General features: G+C 37.0%; 22 protein-coding genes. 21 read left to right on the forward strand and 1 reads right to left on the reverse strand.

Translation table 11 applies throughout. The annotated features are described in order from the left end of the window. The first annotated feature begins 136 nt into the window (after positions 1-136). Positions 137-580, forward strand: coding sequence for a MarR family winged helix-turn-helix transcriptional regulator (locus tag HWV59_RS23410; protein ID WP_102228489.1), 444 nt, complete (start codon positions 137-139; stop codon positions 578-580). A 27-nt stretch (positions 581-607) separates the two neighbouring features. Next, the gene (locus HWV59_RS23415; RefSeq protein WP_102228490.1) at positions 608-1,093 is read left to right on the forward strand and encodes a nitroreductase family protein; all 486 of its coding nucleotides are present in this window, start codon (positions 608-610) and stop codon (positions 1,091-1,093) included. Between the two features lie 43 nt (positions 1,094-1,136). On the opposite strand, the gene HWV59_RS23420 is transcribed toward HWV59_RS23415, so the two are convergent. Then, positions 1,137-1,757, reverse strand: coding sequence for a cupin domain-containing protein (locus HWV59_RS23420; protein WP_235991883.1), 621 nt, complete (start codon positions 1,755-1,757; stop codon positions 1,137-1,139). A 274-nt stretch (positions 1,758-2,031) separates the two neighbouring features. On the opposite strand from HWV59_RS23420, the gene corA reads away from it, so the two are divergent. From corA to phnL, 19 genes are all read left to right on the forward strand, one after another. Further along, complete coding sequence (gene corA / locus HWV59_RS23425) at positions 2,032-2,988, forward strand: magnesium/cobalt transporter CorA (RefSeq protein ID WP_102228492.1); 957 nt, start codon at positions 2,032-2,034, stop codon at positions 2,986-2,988. 38 nt (positions 2,989-3,026) lie between these two features. Next, complete coding sequence (locus HWV59_RS23430) at positions 3,027-3,635, forward strand: DedA family protein (protein WP_175640468.1); 609 nt, start codon at positions 3,027-3,029, stop codon at positions 3,633-3,635. A 252-nt stretch (positions 3,636-3,887) separates the two neighbouring features. After that, on the forward strand, positions 3,888-6,134 hold the full coding sequence (locus HWV59_RS23435) for a sensor domain-containing protein (protein WP_175640469.1): 2,247 nt from the start codon (positions 3,888-3,890) through the stop codon (positions 6,132-6,134). Positions 6,135-6,437: 303 nt separating this feature from the next. Then, positions 6,438-7,655, forward strand: a complete 1,218-nt coding sequence (locus HWV59_RS23440) for a NupC/NupG family nucleoside CNT transporter (RefSeq protein WP_175640470.1) — start codon at positions 6,438-6,440, stop codon at positions 7,653-7,655. 40 nt (positions 7,656-7,695) lie between these two features. Beyond that, on the forward strand, positions 7,696-8,361 hold the full coding sequence (locus HWV59_RS23445) for an SDR family NAD(P)-dependent oxidoreductase (protein WP_175640471.1): 666 nt from the start codon (positions 7,696-7,698) through the stop codon (positions 8,359-8,361). A gap of 232 nt (positions 8,362-8,593) precedes the next feature. Then, complete coding sequence (locus HWV59_RS23450; RefSeq protein ID WP_175640472.1) at positions 8,594-9,319, forward strand: GntR family transcriptional regulator; 726 nt, start codon at positions 8,594-8,596, stop codon at positions 9,317-9,319. A 106-nt stretch (positions 9,320-9,425) separates the two neighbouring features. After that, positions 9,426-10,466 carry a PhnD/SsuA/transferrin family substrate-binding protein gene (locus tag HWV59_RS23455; RefSeq protein ID WP_175640473.1) on the forward strand — a complete coding sequence of 347 codons (1,041 nt, stop codon included), beginning with the start codon at positions 9,426-9,428 and terminating at the stop codon, positions 10,464-10,466. 111 nt (positions 10,467-10,577) lie between these two features. Next, positions 10,578-11,363 carry a phosphonate ABC transporter ATP-binding protein gene (gene phnC / locus HWV59_RS23460; protein WP_175640474.1) on the forward strand — a complete coding sequence of 262 codons (786 nt, stop codon included), beginning with the start codon at positions 10,578-10,580 and terminating at the stop codon, positions 11,361-11,363. Next, a complete protein-coding gene (locus tag HWV59_RS23465) occupies positions 11,353-12,138 on the forward strand; it encodes an ABC transporter permease subunit (RefSeq protein ID WP_175640475.1) in 786 nt (261 codons plus the stop codon). The genes phnC and HWV59_RS23465 overlap by 11 nt, the downstream gene beginning before the upstream one ends. Beyond that, positions 12,138-12,983: a PhnE/PtxC family ABC transporter permease gene (locus tag HWV59_RS23470; RefSeq protein ID WP_175640476.1), complete on the forward strand. Its 846-nt coding sequence runs from the start codon at positions 12,138-12,140 to the stop codon at positions 12,981-12,983. The genes HWV59_RS23465 and HWV59_RS23470 overlap by 1 nt, the downstream gene beginning before the upstream one ends. 675 nt (positions 12,984-13,658) lie before the next feature. Then, positions 13,659-15,095 carry a group II intron reverse transcriptase/maturase gene (gene ltrA, locus HWV59_RS23475; protein ID WP_175639689.1) on the forward strand — a complete coding sequence of 479 codons (1,437 nt, stop codon included), beginning with the start codon at positions 13,659-13,661 and terminating at the stop codon, positions 15,093-15,095. A gap of 314 nt (positions 15,096-15,409) precedes the next feature. Next, complete coding sequence (gene phnG / locus HWV59_RS23480) at positions 15,410-15,847, forward strand: phosphonate C-P lyase system protein PhnG (protein ID WP_175640477.1); 438 nt, start codon at positions 15,410-15,412, stop codon at positions 15,845-15,847. Then, positions 15,834-16,460 (forward strand): phosphonate C-P lyase system protein PhnH, encoded by a 627-nt coding sequence (gene phnH, locus HWV59_RS23485; RefSeq protein ID WP_175640478.1) that lies wholly within the window; start codon positions 15,834-15,836, stop codon positions 16,458-16,460. The genes phnG and phnH overlap by 14 nt, the downstream gene beginning before the upstream one ends. Continuing rightward, positions 16,461-17,585 (forward strand): carbon-phosphorus lyase complex subunit PhnI, encoded by a 1,125-nt coding sequence (locus tag HWV59_RS23490; protein ID WP_175640479.1) that lies wholly within the window; start codon positions 16,461-16,463, stop codon positions 17,583-17,585. A gap of 20 nt (positions 17,586-17,605) precedes the next feature. Beyond that, a complete protein-coding gene (locus HWV59_RS23495; RefSeq protein WP_175640480.1) occupies positions 17,606-18,463 on the forward strand; it encodes an alpha-D-ribose 1-methylphosphonate 5-phosphate C-P-lyase PhnJ in 858 nt (285 codons plus the stop codon). A gap of 2 nt (positions 18,464-18,465) precedes the next feature. Next, positions 18,466-19,308: an ATP-binding cassette domain-containing protein gene (locus tag HWV59_RS23500; RefSeq protein WP_175640481.1), complete on the forward strand. Its 843-nt coding sequence runs from the start codon at positions 18,466-18,468 to the stop codon at positions 19,306-19,308. Between the two features lie 35 nt (positions 19,309-19,343). After that, positions 19,344-20,519 carry a phosphonate metabolism protein PhnM gene (gene phnM, locus HWV59_RS23505; protein WP_175640482.1) on the forward strand — a complete coding sequence of 392 codons (1,176 nt, stop codon included), beginning with the start codon at positions 19,344-19,346 and terminating at the stop codon, positions 20,517-20,519. Between the two features lie 19 nt (positions 20,520-20,538). Continuing rightward, complete coding sequence (locus HWV59_RS23510) at positions 20,539-21,180, forward strand: DapH/DapD/GlmU-related protein (RefSeq protein WP_175640483.1); 642 nt, start codon at positions 20,539-20,541, stop codon at positions 21,178-21,180. Next, entirely contained in the window at positions 21,158-21,871 is a 714-nt protein-coding gene (gene phnL / locus HWV59_RS23515; protein WP_175640484.1) for a phosphonate C-P lyase system protein PhnL, read from the forward strand. The genes HWV59_RS23510 and phnL overlap by 23 nt, the downstream gene beginning before the upstream one ends. The last annotated feature ends 1 nt before the right edge of the window (position 21,872 follow it).

Raw genomic sequence — 21,872 nt, forward strand, 5'->3', positions numbered from 1 at the left:
ATAAATTACTTAGCAGAAATAAAATTTTGTTTATGATAAGCAATCATGTATCACAGAAAATAGTTTTAAAAAGACTTCGCTCAAATTGACTACTATTTAGGATCGCTATATAATTTATATATGAGGTGAAGACTTGATGAAATCACGTGACCAGCAGCTGGAACAATTTGTTGATTTTTTTCAAGCGATTGGTCGGTCTATGAAGAGAAATCAGAGAAGTAATCAAAAGGCAACAGAGATGACGAAGACTCAATGGCTTATTCTTCGCTTCCTTTGGAAACACGATAGGTGTTCAATTGGTCAACTTGCAGAACAGTTGGAAGTTCGTTCAAGTTCCATGTCTCAAATGATTGATCGCTTAGAGTTAGCAGGAATGGTTTCTCGGGAACCGAATCAACATGACGCAAGAACCAAAGTTGTGACCTTAACAGAAACAGGTAGAGAATCTATTACGAAAATGAAAGACGCTCAAGTAGAATTGCTTGCCGGTCCGTTCAATCAGCTAACTTTTGAAGAACAAGAAACACTCGTAAACATTTTAAAAAAGATGGCATACAATCTTAATCAGAAGGAAGATTAATGAATTTTCATTTAGGAGGGCTTTTTCTTGAATACACTAGAAATCATTCATTCCCGTCGTACCATCAAAAGTTTTAAATCAGATTCAATTAGTCAGGAGCAATTGAATAAATGGCTTCAAGCAGGGACAATGGCGCCGAACCATAAAATGACAGAACCTTGGGAAGTGCTTGTTGTTGGAAAAGAGACAAGGGGAAAAATAAATCATAAAGCTGACTTTTTTGGTGCACCCGTTGTTCTAGCCGTATTATCTAAGCATGGTGCAACCGAAATCGAAACATATGAAAATTTAATTACAACAGCTTGTTTCGTTCAAAATTTTAATTTAGCGGCATGGGAAGATGGAGCAGGAACATTCTGGTCATCCGTTGGAAATGCTCAAAAAAACCGTGAAATCTTAGGTGTATCTGACGATTATAATGTTGTCGGAGTACTTGGGGTAGGATATCCGGAAGAAATCAATGCACCAAAAGACAGAGCACCAATTCAAGAGAAAATAAAATACTTACCATAAAAAAGGGACGAGGGAAAACCTCGTCCTTTTGCTATATTTATGTTTAATAGGGATATGGAAAGTAAGAATAATTCTGAGGCTTCAGATAGCGCCAGTCATGTTGATTCCTAAATTGTGGTGATGTGTTAGAGCGATTTTGTGGTTTTTTACAATTTTTAGTAGGACCAATGAACGTGGATGGTGTAACAGGTTTGATGGCTTCCTTCCATTTGTTTTCATCCATACAGTAGGTGTGAGCCATAATATTTGGTGGTGTTAATGTTAAAAGATCTGAGCCAAGGATAACTTCCGGTGTTTTTGCATCAAAAATAGCAAGCAAGTGAGTATTGTCTACTGTAGCTACCTCATAATGCCACCATGCTTTAGGGACATTTGCTACTTGACCAGGTGTAATAGGGAAATTTTGAATCTGCTTTGTATTTGGGTTCAAAATGGAGACAACAGCTGCACCGGAAATACAATAAACAAGCTCAGCTGCATTTTGGTGATAATGTGGTTCAACTACATTATTTGCACTAAGAAAGATATCAAGTAATGAAACATTTTTAAGAGTGTTTAATTGCTGCACTCCTAAAATATTAATGTAATTGTTTTTATCTTTTTGCATAAGTGGACTTTTATTCATATCAAAAGTGAATTGTGCTGTTTCTGTATTTAAGGCCATTTTTTTCATCCTCCCATTTATATGTTTAACCCAATTTATGTTGAAACATGAAATAAGGTGAAGGAACGAGGGGACAGGTACCTCGTCCCAGAGAAAACTGGGACAAGGTACCTGTCCCCCTGTTTCTGTGCTATGATTAGACAGGGAATAAGAAACCGTTCCTACCTACCATTTCCATTAGGGGGGATTTTTGTTACAATATTTTCTTTAGGAGCATTGCTTGCCGGAAAGATCGGGTTATGTTCTTTAAAAAAGTATGAAGTAGGTGCTTTTTATGATAAATGTAGTTGGGATTACATATGAAAATCAGATAGAAAAGAATCTCTCAATACATGACGCAGATTTTGATAAATATAAGTGGTTTTGGGTGGATTTTCATGAGCCTAATGATGATGAGATCAAGCATCTTGCGTACACATTCCGTTTTCATCCATTGGCGATTGAAGATTGTATACAAAGAAATCAACGGCCAAAGCTGGATTATTATGATGATCATAGCTTTTATGTCACCCATATTGTAAGAGAACAAAATGATGAAATATATAAAGAGGAAATTGACTTTTTTGTTGGTGAAAAATTTATTGTGACAGTTCATCGATTGTCAGCGAAAGAAGTAGCACAGGTCTGGGACAGATTATTAGAACAAAAGAATACGGAGAAATGGGATAGCTTCTATGTGTTCTATCAAATTTTAGACAAGATTGTAGACAATTATTTTCCGCTTATTTATAAGATAGAAGACCGACTGGATAAAATTGAAGATAACACACAAAACAAATCAATGACGGTTTTAATGAATGAGTTATTTGATACAAGACATATGCTGTTAAACTTAAGACATAGCGTGCATCCAATGCGGGATTTACTTTATAGGATGCTAAATTCGCATCATTTAATTGGGATAAGAGAAAGAAGAGAGTATTTTTCTGATATTTACGACCATCTTTTGAAATTATCAGAAATGGTTATGTCAAATAGAGAAATAACGGCAGATATACGAGACAGCTATCTCTCGTTAAACTCGCATCAAACAAATAATGTGATGAAGGTTCTCACGATTATTACTTCTATCTTTGCCCCTTTAACATTTATCGCAGGAATTTACGGTATGAATTTTGAGAATATGCCAGAGTTAACATGGGATTATGGCTACTTTATATCATTAGGCTTAATGTTAGTAATAGGAATTTTAATGTTCTTGTGGTTCAAGAGCAAAGGTTGGTTTAAATAACGAGTATATTAAAAAATTGAACAAATGAAGGAGAAATTATGGAAAATTGGTTAATGTCAGTTATGGAGAATTATGGGTATGTAGGGATTATGTTACTAATTGCTTTAGAGAATATCTTTCCTCCAATTCCCTCAGAAGTGATTTTAACTTTTGGCGGTTTCATGACCACCACAACGAATTTATCAATTGTTGGAGTTGTCATCGCCTCGACAATTGGTTCTGTTGTAGGAGCTGGTGTGCTTTATTTTATCGGGTTACAGCTTGATGTAGAAAGGCTCGATAAAATAGTGGATAAATGGGGCCATATATTACGTTTGACAAAAAAAGATGTTCATAAAGCTGATGCATGGTTTGATAAGTATGGCCCTTGGACAGTTTTCTTTTGTCGTTTTGTCCCGTTAATTCGCAGTCTCATTTCGATTCCTGCCGGGATGTCTAATATGAAGTTGGGTTTATTTTTTGTTTTGACAACATTTGGAACCCTTATTTGGAATATCGTCTTAGTCTACCTGGGTGCTTCGGTTGGGGGATCATGGGAAGTAATTGTTGAAAAAATGGAGATTTACTCAGACGTCGTGTATGTAGTTTTGGCTCTATTAGCGGTTGCTTTTGTTATTTTCTATATTAAAACAAGAAGAAAGAAGTAATTTTCACTTGGAAAAATGAAGAATAGTTGAGTGACTAAAAAGTCTGTAGTTCAGGACTTTCTGGTCACTCTTTTTATTTTCGATATGTGTTTAATTTATTCTGAAAAATCTGTTGAGCAGCTATTGGCTGTGTAGCAGGAACAGGCCCCCAAGGACAACCCGCAAAAATTAGTAATGTTTTCAAGTAAGTTAACAAATACTAGACAAGACTACCTTAAGTTTATTCTATCTAGAAGGGAAAGATGAAGAGATATGTGGGGGGAAAGGAAAGTTGCACGTAGAGCTGCATCAAGAATTGTGTTCATCTACATATGTATAAGCATTTCATGGATTTTTATTTCTGATTATGCATTGAATAACTTTCCTATCTTGGAGTCAAATTGGATAGAAATTATAAAAGGTAGTTTGTTTATCTTGGTTAGTGCGTTCATTTTCTACTATTTTATACAAAAGGGAATTGAAGAAACGCTAAAGGTTGAAGGAAAGTATAGGCTTATCGTTGAAAATGTATCGGATTTAATTGCCATAGTGGATAGGAATGGAATCATTGAATATACTTCTCCTTCTCATGAATTTATTTTTGGGTTTACACAAGAGGAATTAACAGGGAAGTCTGTTTTCGATTTTCTAAAGAAAGAAGATAGAGCCCAAATTAAAAATAGACTTCTTATTAATGAGAAAGTAAGAGTGCCTGTTGAAATAAACTTACAACACAAAGAGGGGCATTTAGTTTTAGTTGAATGTAAAGCAGTACCTATTTTAGATAAAGGTGGTGTAGTTGAACGCAACATTCTTTTTTCCAGAGATATCACAGAAAGAAAGAATGCGGAGAAAGAGCTGATGGAAAGTGAAGAACGTTATCGAAAACTTGTTGAATATTCTCCGGAAACGACCCTTATTCATATGAACGGAATAATAATCTATGTCAATCAGGCAGGATTAGATTTAATAGGTGCCGGTCATGTTAATCAAATTATCGGTAAAGATGTGCTTGAATTTATTCCAAAAGAGGACACAGAATATGCAAAAATGCAGATGGGAAAAATTCAAGAAGGAGTATCTGAAATCAGTGAGTATAAAATTATTCGTTTAGATGGTAAAGTTATTTATTGTGAACTCCTGGGATTTGTCACAACCTATAAAGGGGAAAATGCTGTACAGGTTATTGTAAGGGATGTGACGGAAAGAAAGAAGGCGGCTGAACAAGTTGAATTTTTGGCATATCATGACTCATTAACTGGTATACCGAACCGAAATTCCTTGTACGAACACCTTGATGAATTGATCTTATGTAATGATGATAAAAGCCAAATGAGTGCAGTAATGTTTCTTGATTTGGATCGATTTAAAATGATCAACGACACGTTTGGCCATAGTGTTGGAGATATTCTATTAAAGCAAGTAACCATAAGACTTAATAGTTGCCTTAAAGAAGGAGAAACACTTTACCGTTATGGTGGAGATGAATATGTTATTATTATGCAACACACTGAACATCGTATGATAAAACAGTTAGCAGAAAATCTCATACATATATTGACCACGCCATTTATTATTCAAGATAGGCAAATGTTTATTTCTACAAGTATAGGAATAAGTCTCTATCCAAATGATGGAGATAATGTAGAAGCCCTAATTCAAAACGCAGATACGGCAATGTATTATGCAAAAGAGAAGGGGAAAAATGATTATCATTTTTATACAGATACCCTGCATCTTATTAATAACAGAAAAATGGAAATTGAAAATGGGATTCGAAGAGCAATTGATCGTAAAGAATTTGCCCTGTACTATCAACCACAAGTTGATCTTAATACAAGAAGGATAGATGGATTAGAAGTTTTAATTCGTTGGAAACATCCTGAATATGGATTTATATCCCCAATGGAGTTTATACCAATTGCAGAAGAAACTGGACTCATATCGCTAATTGGCAATTGGGTGCTTGAGACAGCTTGTCATCAATATAAACAGTGGTTAAAAATAGGGATTCCCTTGCAGAGAATTGCAGTAAATGTTTCATCAAGACAATTTAAGGACAAAACATTTCTGAAAGCTGTTCGTGATATTTTACATGAGACAAAGCTTGATCCAAGTTACCTGGAACTAGAAATAACAGAAAGTGTTACACAACAGGTTGAAGAAGCAACGATCATTATGAAAGAGTTAAAGAAACTAGGTGTTCATCTTTCTATCGATGATTTCGGTACAGGTTATTCATCTCTTAATTATTTGAGACAATTTCCTATAGATAAATTGAAAATAGATAAATCATTCGTAGGTGAAATAAATAATCATATTCAAGGTAAAGCGATTGTTCGTACAATTATTGAATTAGGAAATAACTTGGGTTTTAAGGTCATTGCTGAGGGTATAGAAAATGAACAACAACTATCCTTCTTACAAGAAAACAATTGTCACTTTGGTCAAGGATATTTCTTTAGTAAACCATTGCCTTCAGAAGAAATAGGAAGGTTATTGATGAGAGGGACTTTATAAATGACGATCAATGATCAAGGTTAGCATACTATATCTTATTTATACAATCCTTGCTTTTTAATCAACCGAATAAAATAACTTTGATTTTTGGAATCCACTTCAATGGCAATTTCCAGCATTTTTCAGTACATAGACGATAGGAATATGGAATTTCTAAAGGAGTCGTTAAGCAGGGTGAGGAAAGAACCTGCTTTTTTAGGGACAAGGGACAGGGAACCTGTCCCTGTGGACCTTACTTTTATAAATTTTTCTAATTGTTTTGGCAAACAATAGAAAGAGCTATTAATTTTTGAGGTGATAAATGTGAATTTTTTATGGGGAGTATTTGGGATTGTTGTTGTTTTAGGGATAGCATTTCTATTATCGAGCAAAAAGGGGGCAATTAATTACCGAACGATTGCCGTAGGTTTAGCCATACAGATTTTATTTGCATTTATTGTATTGAAATGGCAAGCTGGACGAACTGCTTTAGAATGGTTAACGATGGGAGTTCAAAATATTATTAATTATGCAAGTGAAGGGCTTACGTTTGTATTTGGACCATTAGCTAATGCTGATTCTGCATTAGGGTTTATCTTTGCGTTTCAAGTTTTGAGTATTATTATCTTCTTTTCTTCTTTAATCTCAGTCCTTTATTATTTAGGAATTATGCAGTGGTTTATTAAAATAATTGGCGGAGGATTATCAAAGCTGTTAGGTACAAGTAAAGCTGAGTCAATGTCTGCTGCTGCAAATATATTTGTAGGACAAACTGAGGCGCCGCTTGTTATTCGTCCATTTATAGAAAAAATGACAAAATCAGAGTTGTTTGCAGTTATGACAGGTGGATTAGCTTCGGTGGCAGGCTCTGTGCTTGTTGGTTACTCTCTATTAGGAGTTCCCCTCGAATATTTATTAGCTGCTAGTTTTATGGCGGCTCCGGCAGGCTTAGTTTTAGCTAAACTTATGATGCCGGAAACTGAACAACCAGAAACGGCAAAATCATTAAAAATGGAAAAAGATAAAGAAGCAGTAAATGTCATTGATGCTGCTGCACGTGGTGCCGGAGACGGATTAAGTCTTGCTTTAAATGTAGGAGCTATGTTAATTGCGTTTATTGCTTTAATTGCTTTAATCAACGGCATACTAGGTGGAATCGGTGGACTTTTCGGATATGAGGCTTTATCTCTTGAAGGAATATTAGGATTTGTATTTTCACCAATTGCATTCGCAATCGGTGTACCATGGTCTGAAGCCGTTATGGCTGGAAGCTTCATTGGTCAAAAATTAGTGTTAAATGAATTTGTTGCATATTCTTCCTTTGCACCGCAAATAGAAGAACTAACACCTAAAACAGTCATGGTTGTCAGCTTTGCTCTTTGCGGCTTTGCAAATTTAAGTTCAATGGCCATTCTTTTAGGCGGGTTAGGCGGACTTGCTCCAAGTCGTCGCCCAGATATTGCAAAGCTCGGAATTCGGGCAGTTGCTGCCGGGATGTTAGCTTCCTTATTAAGTGCTGCGGTTGCGGGAATATTTATTTAAGTGATCGCAAGTCCTTAAAATATGGGAGTGAGGCTAGGTAGTGAATACAATATTAATTACAGGTGCAGGAACCGGTCTTGGAAAAGAACTCGCACTTGCTTATGCAAAAAGAGGGCATAGAATCATCTTAGTTGGAAGAACAGTGGGTACATTAATTGAAGTAAAGAAATTAATTGAAAATACGAACGGTTCTTCAACTGTGGCAACATGTGATATTAGTAATATACAAAGTGTTACCGAATTGATAGAGCGTCTTAAAAAGACTGAGAACATAGATATGCTTATTAATAACGCAGGTATAGGATACTTTGGGAACTTGCAGGATATGTCAATGGAAGGTATAAATCATATGATTGATACAAATGTGAAAGGAACCATTTTCATGACAAAAGAGGTGCTGCCACTTTTTTTAGAGCAGCAATCAGGAAGTATCATGAACATCATATCCACAGCAGGCTTACGTGGTAAAGTAAAAGAATCTGCCTATGTGGCAAGTAAATTTGCAATAAGAGGTTTTACGGAGAGTCTAATAAAAGAACTAAAACCAACATCTATAAAGGTATCTGCGGTTTATATGGGCGGAATGAATACCCCCTTTTGGAATGGTACTGATTTTATAAAAGACATGTCTAAATTAAAGTCGGCAAAACTTGTTGCGAAAGAAATAGTAGAACGAGAGGAAGAAGAAGAAATTATTATTAATTAAATATGTTAAATATGTAAATTTGTCCCCGACTGTAAGCGACGCTTTGTAATAGTAGTTGTTTACAGTCTTTTTTTGTTGCTTATTGTAAATAACGTAAAAAAATTTCGAATTTTCGACAAAAATATTAACAATTTTTACAAAAACTAAAAAACACTTTTACATTAGGTTAACCATAGTAACTTGTTGATAAGTTAAATTAAATAAGGGAAAGGAAATCGAAAGGAAGAGATGGATGACAAATGTTCGCGAAGAAGCTATTCAGCACTTGAAAATTGCCGAGTTCCTTATTGAAAACATTCGCAGTGGAGTCTATAAGGAAAATCAAAAGATTCCATCAGAGAATGAACTTTGTCGAAAATTTTGTGTGAATCGTCATGTTGTTAGACAAGCAATTGCAAGAATGACGAATTTAGGTTGGGTTACCCCGATTCAAGGAAAAGGATGCTATGTAAATAAACTTCATAGTCCAATTCAATATGTTTTGTCTTCACAAACCCGTTTTACTGAAAATATGGAAAATCAGGGTCTGACACATTTAAGTAAGCTTGTTAAATGGGAAAAAGGCTTACCAACTGAGGAAGAAGCGACTAATTTGCAGATTAATAGAGATGAAATGATCTATCGCTTAGAGATTTTAAGATATGTAGATGACAGACCAATCTCAGTTACAACAACAACCTTTCCGGAAATTGAAGTACCTCATTTAGAAGATTATTTTGAAGGATTTCATTCTCTATATGGACTGTTACAAAAACACTATCAATTTCGCCCAATTCGATCGAAATCTATTTTTGAAGCGAGCCTCCCATTGTTAAAGGATGCTGATCTATTAAGTATTCCGGAAAACATACCGATTGTTCAAATCGCAAGTATTATGAATCATCCGAGAGGAACACCGGTTGAATATAGTGTGGCAAGGGTGAGAAGTGATATGCATAAATGTTTAGTGGAATTTTGAGGAGGTGTTGTCTCAGGTAAGATATCAAGTACATAACTGTTAGACATGTGAACGAGTATGAATTTATTCTTTCAAACTAAATTGAAATGAGAGAGGAGAAATAATGATGAAAAAGGTTTTTTCATTAATACTTGTATTAGCTTTTGCTTCAATTATGACAGCATGTGGTAGCTCAGGTGGAACATCTGCAAGCGGATCGGAAGGTAAAGACACACTAACAATTGCTTGGTATCCAAATGAATCAGGGGCAGATCTAAAGGATGCGCGTGAAGAATTTGCAAAGGTAATTGAAGAGGCAACTGGGAAAAAGGTAGAACATAAAACAACAACTGACTATATTATTGCAATTGAATCAATTGCTAATGGGAATGCAGATATCGCATTCATGGGTGCACAAGGATATATTGAAGCAAACGCAAAAAATGATAAGGTTCAACCGATTGCTGTTCCAAGTGGTGCATCTGGAACATTAGATGATGCGATGTACTATAGTTGGTTAGCTGTAAAAAAAGGTAATGAAGAAAAATATATGGATGGATCTGAATATTCCATTGATAATATTGCAAATACAAAATTCTCTTTTGTTTCAAACAGTTCAACATCAGGCTTTAAAGTTCCATCAGCTGGAATCGTGACACACTTTGGGGAAAAGGACGAGTATAAAGATTTAAAAGCAGAGGATTTACTAGAGGGTGGAAAATTCTTTAGTGAAGTACTTTATGGTGGATCACACCAAGGTTCTGCAGTAAATCTATTGTCAGAAAAAGCTGACGTTGCGGCTTTCTGTGATACATGTGTTAATAACTATGTTGAAGTAGTTGATGGGGAAGAGAATACAGCAGGAGCTGTTTATAAAGTGAAAGAAGATGCGGCTGAACCATTTAACACAGTTGTTGGTGAAGAGTTTGCACTTATCTCTGTTACACCGGTATTAAATGCTCCTTTTGTTGGGAATACAGAAACTTTAAGTGAAGAAGATTTTAATGCAATTAAAGAAGCATTTATTTCAGAAGAAATGGCGAATAATGAAAAAGTATTTATTCCAGAAGATTCAGAGGCAACTGGTCTATTTACAAAAAGTGCTGATGAAAGATTTGTAGAAGTAGAAGATGCTTGGTTTGATCCAATTCGAGAGCTTTCTAAGTAATTTTCATACTATCTGAAAGTAGTTGATAGTATGAAAAAACTAAGGCTTTCACTATTATGACTTGGCGATAATCCAGGTTTTTCTAAACATACTAGAAAGGAGTTAACATACATGCCGTTACTTACATTAAATCAATTATCTAAGCAATATGGTCAAGATACTAAGGCATTATCAAATGTTAACTTCTCTGTTGATGAAGGAGAGTTTGTTTCCGTAATCGGTCCCTCTGGAGCCGGGAAATCAACGCTCCTTCGTTGTATCAATCGTATGGTTGATGCAAGCGATGGAGAAATCGTCTTTGATAATGTGGATCTTTTACCATTGAGTAAATCGAAAATGAGGAAAGCTAGAACAAAAATGGGAATGATTTTTCAGCATTATAATCTTGTGAATCGTTTAAGTGTAATTGAAAATGTTCTACACGGCAGGCTTGGACATAAATCAGCCCTAACTGGAATGTTAGGAATTTATACGGAAGAAGAAAAAAGAGGTGCTGCTTCCATTCTTCAAACGTTAGGATTATCGGAACAAATGTATAAAAGATGTGATCAGCTTAGTGGGGGACAAAAACAACGTGTAGGAATTGCACGAGCACTTGTTCAAAATCCCAAATTACTATTATGTGATGAGCCAATAGCCTCTCTTGATCCAAATTCATCCAAAATCATTATGGACCATTTAAGAAATATATCTACGTCTATGGGGATTACGGTAATCGTAAACCTTCATCAGGTAGATGTGGCAATGAGGTATTCAGATAGAATCATTGGTGTGAAAAAGGGTGAGATAGTCTATGATGGTTCCCCTGATTCATTAACAACAAGTCAAATTCATTCCATTTATGGATCAGAAGCTGGTGAACTTATTATGGATGTAGGTGGTCGCAATGCAATCTAACTTTTTTATAAAAAAAAGATTACAATCTACCATTGTCATCGGTTTGTTACTTTTGGTGACATATGGGGCAATGTTCATCACTGAATTTAATATGATTGATGGAGTTCTATCCTTCCCTGAAGCAATTCAGTGGGGATTTGCTAATTTTTATCCGAATGCAGATTCATTAGGAAACCTTTCATCGATAACAAGTAAATTAATCGAAACAATATTAATATCAATAGCTTCTGCAACAATTGCAGCTATTTTTGCGATTTTTTTTGCCATTGCTGGTTCAAAAACAACGAAAGTTAATGGCTTTTTTGCTGTGTTAGCCAGAGGAATTGCTACACTTTTTCGTAATATTGATGTTGCTGCCTGGGCAATGATTTTATTGTTTTCCTTTGGTCAAAGCTCATTAACAGGATATTTTGCTTTGTTTTTCGTTTCATTTGGTTTTTTAACAAGAGCATTTATGGAAGCAATTGATGAAGTAGGAGCAGCAGCTGTTGAAGGATTACAAGCTACAGGTGCCAGATACTTTACAGTCATAATTCACTCTGTGATTCCATCAAGTACCCCTCAAATCATTAGCTGGATTTTGTTCATGATCGAAACAAATATTCGAAGTGCCACTTTAGTAGGGATTTTAACAGGGACGGGGATAGGCTTTTCTTTTAACTTATATTATAAAAGCCTTGATTATAATTCAGCTAGTTTAGTAGTTCTGGCAATTGTCGTTTCCATCTTACTTATTGAATATGTTTCAAACTATGTAAGAAGGGTGATTTTATAATGAGTGTGGATAGTACACCTAAACCAACTTTAATAGGTGCTAAGTCTATTACTAGTCGACCTTGGACAAAAGCCAGATTTGTTACCTGGCTTACACTAATTTCACTATTGGTCGTAACTTTTTATAGCTTTCTAAATTTCGATTACAAGGAAATAAGCTTACTAGAAGGAATTGCGGCAACAGCTCAAAATGTGAAGGTGATGTTTACTGAAGCACATTTTAGCCATTTTACATTTGGAGAGGCATTATATCAGGTTTTGGTGACACTTGGCTTAGCGGCATTAACAACATTGTTTGGTGCGGTTATTGCCTTATTCCTAGCCTTGTTTGCTGCTCGTAATTTATCTTCTTCTCGAATATTCTCAAATGCAATTAAGGGAATTGTTGCCTTTATTCGGGCCGTTCCAACAGTCCTCTGGGTGTTGATTTTTGCCGTAGCAGCTGGACTTGGAAGTGTTGCAGCCGTTATAGGTATGACATTCCACACGGTGGGTTACTTAATCAAAGCATATTCTGAATCGTTTGAAGAAATCGATCAGGGTGTCCTTGAAGCGTTACGTGGAAGTGGTGCCGGATGGTGGCAAATCATTTTTCAAGCGGTACTTCCTTCATCTATTACGTACTTAGTTTCATGGACTTTTTTACGGTTTGAAATCAACTTTGGTGTAGCCGTCGCCATGGGGGCTGCCGCAGGAGCAGGCGGAATTGGCTTTGACATGTTCATGGCCAGCGGTTTTTATTTTGACCTTCGTGAGGTTGGGACCATTACTTACTTTATTTTATTCTTTGCGATTTTATTAGAAATCGTTGCAACGAGAATAAAAACTCATTTGAATATTAAGTAAAACAAGTGCTGGTAAATATCAGCGCTTTTTTTGTGTGCGACGGGCAGTCGTACCTTGTGCAGATATCTGCACTGAATGAGCTGTTAAAGGTTGGAGTAAGTTATTTCGATAACAACTGCTCCCGAATCCTGGAAGACTCATTTTCTCGAAGGTGAAAGTCCTTCCACTAGGGTGCTGATACAACTAGTGAAGACTAATCTATGGCATGGTCGTGAGGCTTTGTCTGATGGAGATGCGGTAAATCGAGAGAACCGCAGTCGGATGTGCAGACCCAAATGCAATAAGTGTGAAGCACGGCGGCAGGATAAGTTGGCGACCATCCGCAAATAATGGGAAGTCTACAATAATTGTAATGGCAGGTCAGAGAAATCAGCCGATCTGTCGTAGCTTATTCGGTGATGGTGCTGGGTATGTACAGAAGGAAAGTACGATAACCCCGTGAGATCTCTATCTCACCATAAGGGCAAGGCTTTATAAGGATAATCCGAAATGAGCCTTGTGGATAGAGAAGTCAGACGTTCTCATAGTACGGAAGTAGGTGATTGACTAAACAATCATCGAACGGAAGGGGAATGACCTTGTGGCTCTACACAACTAAAAGTGTGTAATGTCAACAGTAAACGATACTTCGGTATAAACGAACTGAAAGTACACATTGAAAGGTGTCGAATAAGAATGAATCAGACTTTGAAATTAAAATGGCATAGTGTCTATGGGCAAATTCTCTTTGATCGAAAGATCAAAACAGCTTGGGAGAATGTAAAAGTGAATAAGGGTGCAGGAGGAATAGATGAAGAAACGCTTGAAAGTTATGAGAAGAATCTAGAGGAGAACCTTGAAAATCTACTCATGAAACTAAGAGCGAAAGATTACGTACCCTCACCAGTGCGACGTGTTTATATTCCAAAAAAGAATGGGAAGAAACGCCCACTAGGTATCCCAACCATTGAAGATCGTATTGTTCAACAAGCATTACGTAATGTACTAGAACCTAAGTTTGAAAAGGACATTTTCCATAAATGGTCTTGTGGCTATCGTCCCAATGTGGGGGCGAAGCGTGTACTACAATTGATTATGTGGAATATCGAAAATGGCTACAACTATATTTATGATTGTGACATTAAAGGATTCTTTGACAATATTCCCCACAAGAAGCTATTGAAAGTGTTAAACAAGTACATTGCGGATGGAACCGTCCTTGATATGATTTGGAAATGGCTAAAAGCAGGATATATGGAAGAAGGTAAATACCATCAGGTAGATTCTGGAACACCGCAAGGTGGAGTGATCTCGCCTTTACTCGCCAATATCTATTTAAATGAATTGGATTGGACTCTTGACCAACATGGGATAAAGTTCGTCCGCTACGCGGACGATTTCTTACTCTTTGCCAAGAGCAAGGAGGAAATAAAGAAGGCTGAAGAAGTTACAAAGGAAGTATTAAAAGAACTTGGGTTAGAAATCTCTGTGGAGAAGACTAAAATCGTTGATTTTAATAATGATGACTTTGACTTCCTGGGCTTTACTTTTGAGCATTGGAGAAAACGGAAGAAAGATGGGAAACCGTATTACATTACGAAACCTAAAGAGGAAACATGGAGTGACTTTCGCATTAAAATTAAACAACGAACAAGAAAGACTTTAACCTTAAGTAAAGAAAAGTGGCTTGAGAGAGTGAACTCTGTGATTCGAGGGAAAGTTAATTTCTATTTAACGATTTGGAAAGCAGTAGAAGAATTCAAAGAACATGGGCATAAACTAAACTGTTATTTCAATGTTTTTAAGAATGAACTACTCGCAATGGATTCTTACGTTCGAAGAAGGTTGAGAGTGGCCATGATTCATGACCACCCAAGCCAACGCAAGGGGTATGCCATGAATACGAAGTGGAACATAGAATATTTCACTAAGATTGGACTAGTACCTGCGTTTCAGTTGTATTATGGAAAGCAATTTGGTCATACATTGGATGACTACATTCAATACATGAAAGAAAAGCAAAAGAAGAAACAACAAAAGCAAATTCAAAGAGCAAAGGAACGCGGGGAGGAATATTACACTCCTGAACGCGTTCGTAAAATGAACTATGCCAAGCGACTAGCAACATACTGATTAATTCAAACACATTGGTAAGCCGTATGTCTTAATAGGACACGTACGGTTTGATGAGGGGGTAGCCTTGAAAGAGGTTACCCTACTCTATTTATAAAAAACTTAAACCCCTTAGCTGCTGGATTTGAACTTTTAAGTGAAAGTAAATTTGAGGTAAGAAATACTACTATTTATATGTCTCCTAGACCATTCTACCACTTCGCTATTATTCTTTATCTTTACATTAATTAATAATACTTTTACATTTGCTTAACCATCGCAACTTGGTAACAAGTTAGATTAAATATAACAACAAATTGATTGGAGGGATGGAAGTGAAAAAAGCTAGATTATCAAAAATTCTAGTAGAAGGTAATAAAGAGCTTGTCGCTAAACTTGCAACGCAAATAGAACAATTTTCCTCAATTAAAATAGAACGCTCACCCCAAACTGGTCTTGTCATGATGAAAACACGTGATTCAGTTTCAAAACAGCCATTTTATATGGGAGAGGTGTTAATCACAGAATGTGTTGTTGAGGTGAACGGCACTGTTGGTATAGGTGTTTTAATGGGAGAAAATCCAGAAAAGGCATATCAAATGGCTATAATTGATGCAGCCTTTAATGGGAATCTACCTCTATTAAAGGAATGGACTGTGTTACTAGAAGAAGAGGAAAGAAAGATCATTGGGAGACAAAAAGAAGAAGTAGCATTAGTATCTAGTTCAAAAGTGAATTTCGACACAATGGAGGATTACAATGACAAAGGTTGAGGAAAAATCATTTGATATTGTGCACCATACACAATCAATATATCGACATGTTTTAGATAGTATGGCGAGGCCTGGAAAAGTCAATAGTTTAGAGAATGCCTTAGTAAGCATAGAGGATATTCCCGGATTATCTAAACCTTTACTCGGATTAGCATATACGCTCATTGATCGTGAGGTTAACTTTCGTGTAATCGCCAACCAACATTCTTCTGTTGAAAAACATATTGTAAGAAAGACCTTCGGGGTACTTACACATAAAAACAGCGCTGATTATTTGTTAATTGAAAAGCCTCTTACCCCGGTAGAAATAATGAATGTAATAGAGGAATGCAAAATCGGAACGTTAGAAGATCCACATGCAAGTACAACAATCTTGATGACTGTAGATTCAATATCATCAGATGAAGAAGAAGGACAACACCTTACTCTTAAGGGACCTGGTATTCAAACAGAAAGAAGTATCTACGTTAGAGGTCTTTCGCTAGAATGGTTACTTTATAGAAAAAAGCTGAACCGTGAGTTTCCGCTTGGCATCGATATGATCTTAGTAAGCAGGGATGGACATGTTGTTTCATTTCCTAGAACGACAATTATAGAAAGTGAGGGTATGTAAATGGGTTATGTGGCAGTTACTGGTGGCAAAAAAGCAATTGAACATGCTAGTGAGCTAGTAAACTATTATCGCTTAAAGGAAACGGAGCTGCTATTAAGTCCTCAGCAAATAGAGAGCCAAATGCGGATTTTAATAGATAGAGTGATGGGAGAGGGCGGGCTCTATGCACCGGAATATGCAGCATTGGCCTTAAAACAAGCAGAAGGAGATCCGGCAGAGGCAGCCTTTTTACTAAGAGCTTACCGATCTACTTTACCCCGAAACTACTATTCTAAGACAGTGGAGCCTGGTCAAATGCGAGTCATTCGAAGAATTTCTTCATCGTTTAAAGATATACCAGGTGGACAGCTTCTCGGTCCTACATATGATTATACACACCGATTATTAAATTTTAATTTACGGCATGAAAATAAGATCCAAATAGAGTCTTTCTTACAATCAATCAATCTTAATAAGGAACAATTAGACTCCGTTTCTTCGATTTCAAAGGTAGCAGATTTATTAAGAGACCAAGGCCTATTAGCAAATCGCGAATCAAGTGAAGAGGAACCATTTGATATTACTAGAGAAAAACTTACATTCCCGGCTCCACGTTCTGCACGTCTTCAATCATTAGCTAGGGGCGAAACAGGAGCAATGACCGCTATGGCATACTCAAGTATGCGAGGCTATGGTGCAGTTCATCCAACGATCGGTGAATTACGCGTAGGTTACAGTGAAGTGTATATCGATTATCCATTTGGTGATGGAGAAGACTCTCTATACATTGGCGAAGTGATGTTAACAGAAGTAGAGACAATCAATTCTTTTACCCAAAACGATCAAGGTGATGTTGAATTTATGCTTGGTTATGGGTTGACTTTTGGACAAAACGAAGTGAAAGCTATTGCGATGGCCATCTTGGAGCGAAGCTTAGCTACAGTAGGTTCGTCACCAACACAGGATGAAGAATTTGTCCTGCTTCATATTGATAGTGTGGAATCAAACGGATTTGTTTCTCATTTAAAGCTACCACATTATATTACCTTTCAATCTATGCTTGATCGCATTCGTCAGGCTAAAAAGTCAGAGACGTTAGATAAAAAGCATCAATCGCAAAGGGAAGCAACATTTAGTCATTCCTAACAAAGAGGGGAGTTATCAATATGGAGCAGCAGCTCATTCAAGCATATAATTATGCATTTTTAGATGAAGGTTCCAAAAGAGAAATTCGACGTGCAACATTAAAAGCAATTGCGATCCCGGGTTATCAAGTTCCATTTGCATCAAGAGAATTGCCGATTGGCAGGGGCTGGGGGACAGGTGGATTGCAGCTTACCTTGTCCTTGATTGGTGAAGATGATTGTGTGAAAGTAATTGATCAAGGTCATGACGATAGTGTAAATGCCGTTAGTATTAAACGATTAGTGGAAAATTGCTCAAATGTCCCGACAACGAATAATTCAGAGGAAGCAACAATTATTCAAACAAGACACAGAGTTCCGGAAATCCCGTTGCGTGAAGATCAAATCTTAGTTCTGCAAGTCCCGATGCCAGAGCCTTTAAGAAGAGTTGAAGCACGAGAGAAAGAAACAAAGAGATTACATGCAGAAATGGATTATAGCAGCATGTGGCTGCGATTGTATGAAGATATTATTCGCTGGGGGAAAATCACAATCGGTGCGGATTATCCAAGCCTTGTGAATAAACGCTATATTTTTAATCCGAGTCCAATTCCCAGGTATGACTTATTAAAGCTGCATCAAGCAGAGGGTCTTTATCTCTTTGGAGCGGGACGTGAGAAAAAAATCTATGCAATTCCTCCTTATACAGACGTAGAACCATTAGAGTTTGATGATTATCCATTTGAGGTTGAATCCTTTGAAGACCTGGAATGCCACATCTGTGGAAGTAAGCATACGTACTTAGATGAAATCTATAGCAGTAAAACAGGTGAAAAAATCTATCAGTGTTCAGATACAGGATATTGTTCAACCCAAAGTCAGGAAAGGGGGCAGAAGTAGTTATGATACCAACCGAAACACCTTTGTTGAAAGTACGGAACTTAAATAAACGATTTGGTGATGGATGTGCTCACTGTCATAAGCAGGAAGGTGAAGTGGTGGGCCAGCATTGTCCACATTGCGGGAGTGTCTGGGCCTGTCAAAATATTAGCTTTGATCTCTATGAAGGAGAAATCCTTGGAATCGTTGGTGAAAGCGGCTCAGGAAAAAGCTCACTTGTGAAGAGCTTATATTTTGATGAAGGTATTACCTCTGGTTCAGCAACGATTTCTTCCTACCAGGAAGGACAAGAGAATATTTTTACGGTGTCAGCTCAACAAAAACGGTACATACGCAACTATTTAATGGGAATGGTCTATCAAAATCCATGGCTCGGATTAAAAATGTCGTTTTCAAGCGGAGGGAATATTGCTGAAAAATTGATTGCCTCTGGTACCTATCATGTAGGTGATATAAGACAACGTGCATCAGAGCTGTTGGAGCATGTGGAGATTCCAACAAATCGAATGGATGAGCTCCCGAAAAATTTCAGTGGAGGAATGCAGCAGAGAGTTCAAATTTCAAAGGCATTAGCAAATAATCCGCCAATTTTGCTTCTTGATGAGGTGACAACAGGGTTAGACTTATCTGTTCAAGCAAAAGTTCTGGATCTTATTAGGAAAATTCAACGTGAGCTTCATGTGGCAATGATTGTCGTTTCACATGATTTAGGTGTCATTCGTATGCTTGCTGACCGAACAATGGTAATGAAAAGCGGAAGAGTTGTTGAACATGGTTTAACAGATCAGATTTTAGAAGATCCACAGCATCCATATTCTCAACTTTTAGTTCATTCACTTTTATAAAAATAGAATTCAATAGATTGAAAGGAAGGAAGATCATGAAAATTTATCATGCAAAAATCGTAACACCTTTCCGAATTATTGAAAATGGAACGATTGAAATTGAAGAGGATAGAATCCAGAGAGTATATGAAGGGACTCCTAGTGAGATCGAGCCTTCTGATATAGATGCAGAAGGAAAATGGGTTTTACCAGGTTTAGTCGATTCTCATAGTGATGCGATTGAAATTGAATTGGAGCCAAGACCACAAAGTGTGTTCCCAATGGACATTTCATTTTATGAGCTTGAGAAAAAACTGGTTGGTGAAGGGATTACAACCATCTATCATTCTTTATCATTATTAGAGGAAAATGCCAAAAAGAAAACTAGACAAAATGATATGGTTTTTGAAGTAATTGAAAAGATTAAAAGCTTTTCATATGGGAGACAGCTTATTCGTCATAAAACTCATTTGCGTTATGAAATTACAAATATTAGTGCTGTTTTGCGTGTGAAGGAGTTTATACAACAAAATAAAATTGACCAATTATCTTTTATGGATCATTCTCCCGGTCAAGGCCAATTTCGTGATATTGAGGTACACAAGCTGTTACTCATGCAACATCGGCACTTATCAGAACAAGAAGCCGATGAATTGATTGATGAAAGTAGAAAGCACCCTAAGCTTGATCAAGCAATCATTCAGGAATTGGCTGATTTAGCACATAACTATCACATTCCAATTGCATCACATGATGATGACTCGATTGAAAAGTTGTCCGTTGTACAGGATTGGAAAGCATCGATCAGCGAGTTCCCAATTGAATTGGAAGTGGCCAAACAAGCAAAGAGGATGGGGCTACACGTTGTAATGGGAGCTCCAAATGCATTATTAGGAAAATCACATAGCAATAATGTCTCAGCCATGGAAGCGATCCTGCATGGAGCTGTTGATATTCTATGTTCAGATTATTATCCATCATCCTTGTTACATGCTGCATTTAAGCTGAAACAGCAGGGCTTAAAAATGAATGAAGCAGTAAACATGGTTTCCTTAAATCCAGCTACCGCACTGAATATTCATGAAGAAGTAGGGTCACTAGAGGAAGGAAAAAAAGCGGATTTGCTAATTGTTAGTGAGGAAAACCAACGTCCGGTTTTACAAACAGTCATGGTTGATGGACAAATCGTTTGTCAAATGAATTACCTGCAACCTGTAAAAATACTTCATTAGAATAGAAAAGGTGATCAAGATGAAAATTTTATCAGAAAAACCCATGATTCACGAAACCTCAAAAGTTCAAAAAAGTCATCTTGGAAGCTGGACTGAGATCGGTCCTAACTCGACAATCGAGGAAACGTTATTTGGAGATTACAGCTATACAGCCGGAGATAATTTGATTATGTATGCTGAAATTGGAAAGTATTGTTCTATTGCTTCACATGTTCGTATAAATCCTGTTAATCACCCTATGTGGAGGGTTACTCAGCATCATGTCACATATCGAAGAGTTCAGTATGGATTAAGTGATACAGATGATCATGACTTTTTCGGTTGGAGACGGGACCATAAAGTGACGATAGGGCACGATGTATGGATTGGCCATGGTGCTATTATCATGCCGGGAGTAACAATTGGAACAGGTGCCATAATTGGTGCAGGAGCAGTTGTAACAAAGGATGTTCCACCATATATGATCGCAGTTGGGGTTCCTGCAAAACCAATTAAGCCGCGATTTGCTCCTGATATTGCGGAGAAAATTCTTCGAACAGAGTGGTGGAACTGGGACAGACAGACCCTTGAGGAGCGGTTTGAGGAATTAAATGATATTAACTCATTTCTACAAAAGGAAGTGGGGACGGAGGGGAATCATGCAAGAATTGTTAAGAGTTGAGAAGTTGCAAAAAACCTTTACGATGCACCAATCCGATGAAAAAAAAATTGTTGGCTGTGATGGGATCAGTTTTTCTTTAAAAGAAGGAGAGTTTATTGGGATAACAGGGAAAAGTGGAGCCGGGAAATCCACGATTTTAAAAAGTATTTATCGAACCTATTTGCCGACAGGAGGATCAATTTTTTACCAATCTGATCGATTTGGGAAGATTGATCTTGTTAAAGCATCAGAGCGGGAAATGATTGAGATTCGTAAACAGGAGATTGGCTATGTTTCACAATTTTTAAATGTTATGCCTCGCGTCACTGCTCTTGAAGTCGTCATGAATGCCATTATGGAAATGGGTGTACCGGAAGAAGAGGCAGTAGACCAAGCGAGACAGATTTTGGCACATTTTAAGCTTCCTGCTTCCTTGTGGGATACATATCCTCGAACATTCAGTGGCGGTGAAAAACTAAGATTGAATTTAGCTCAAGCGATGGTCAAACGACCAAAGCTTCTATTACTAGATGAACCTACTGCATCATTAGATGATTCTTCTAAGATTGCTGTAAAAGAAATGATTTTTCAATTAAAGCAAGAAGGTACAAGTATGTTAGGTATTTTCCATGACCTTGATTTCATGGAGACTGTCGTTGATCATCAATTCAATTTATATCAAGGTGCTTTAACTGAGGTAACGCATATTTAAA

The sequence above is a fragment of the Metabacillus schmidteae genome (assembly GCF_903166545.1).
In the GTDB taxonomy this organism is placed as follows: Bacteria; Bacillota; Bacilli; order Bacillales; family Bacillaceae; genus Metabacillus; species Metabacillus schmidteae.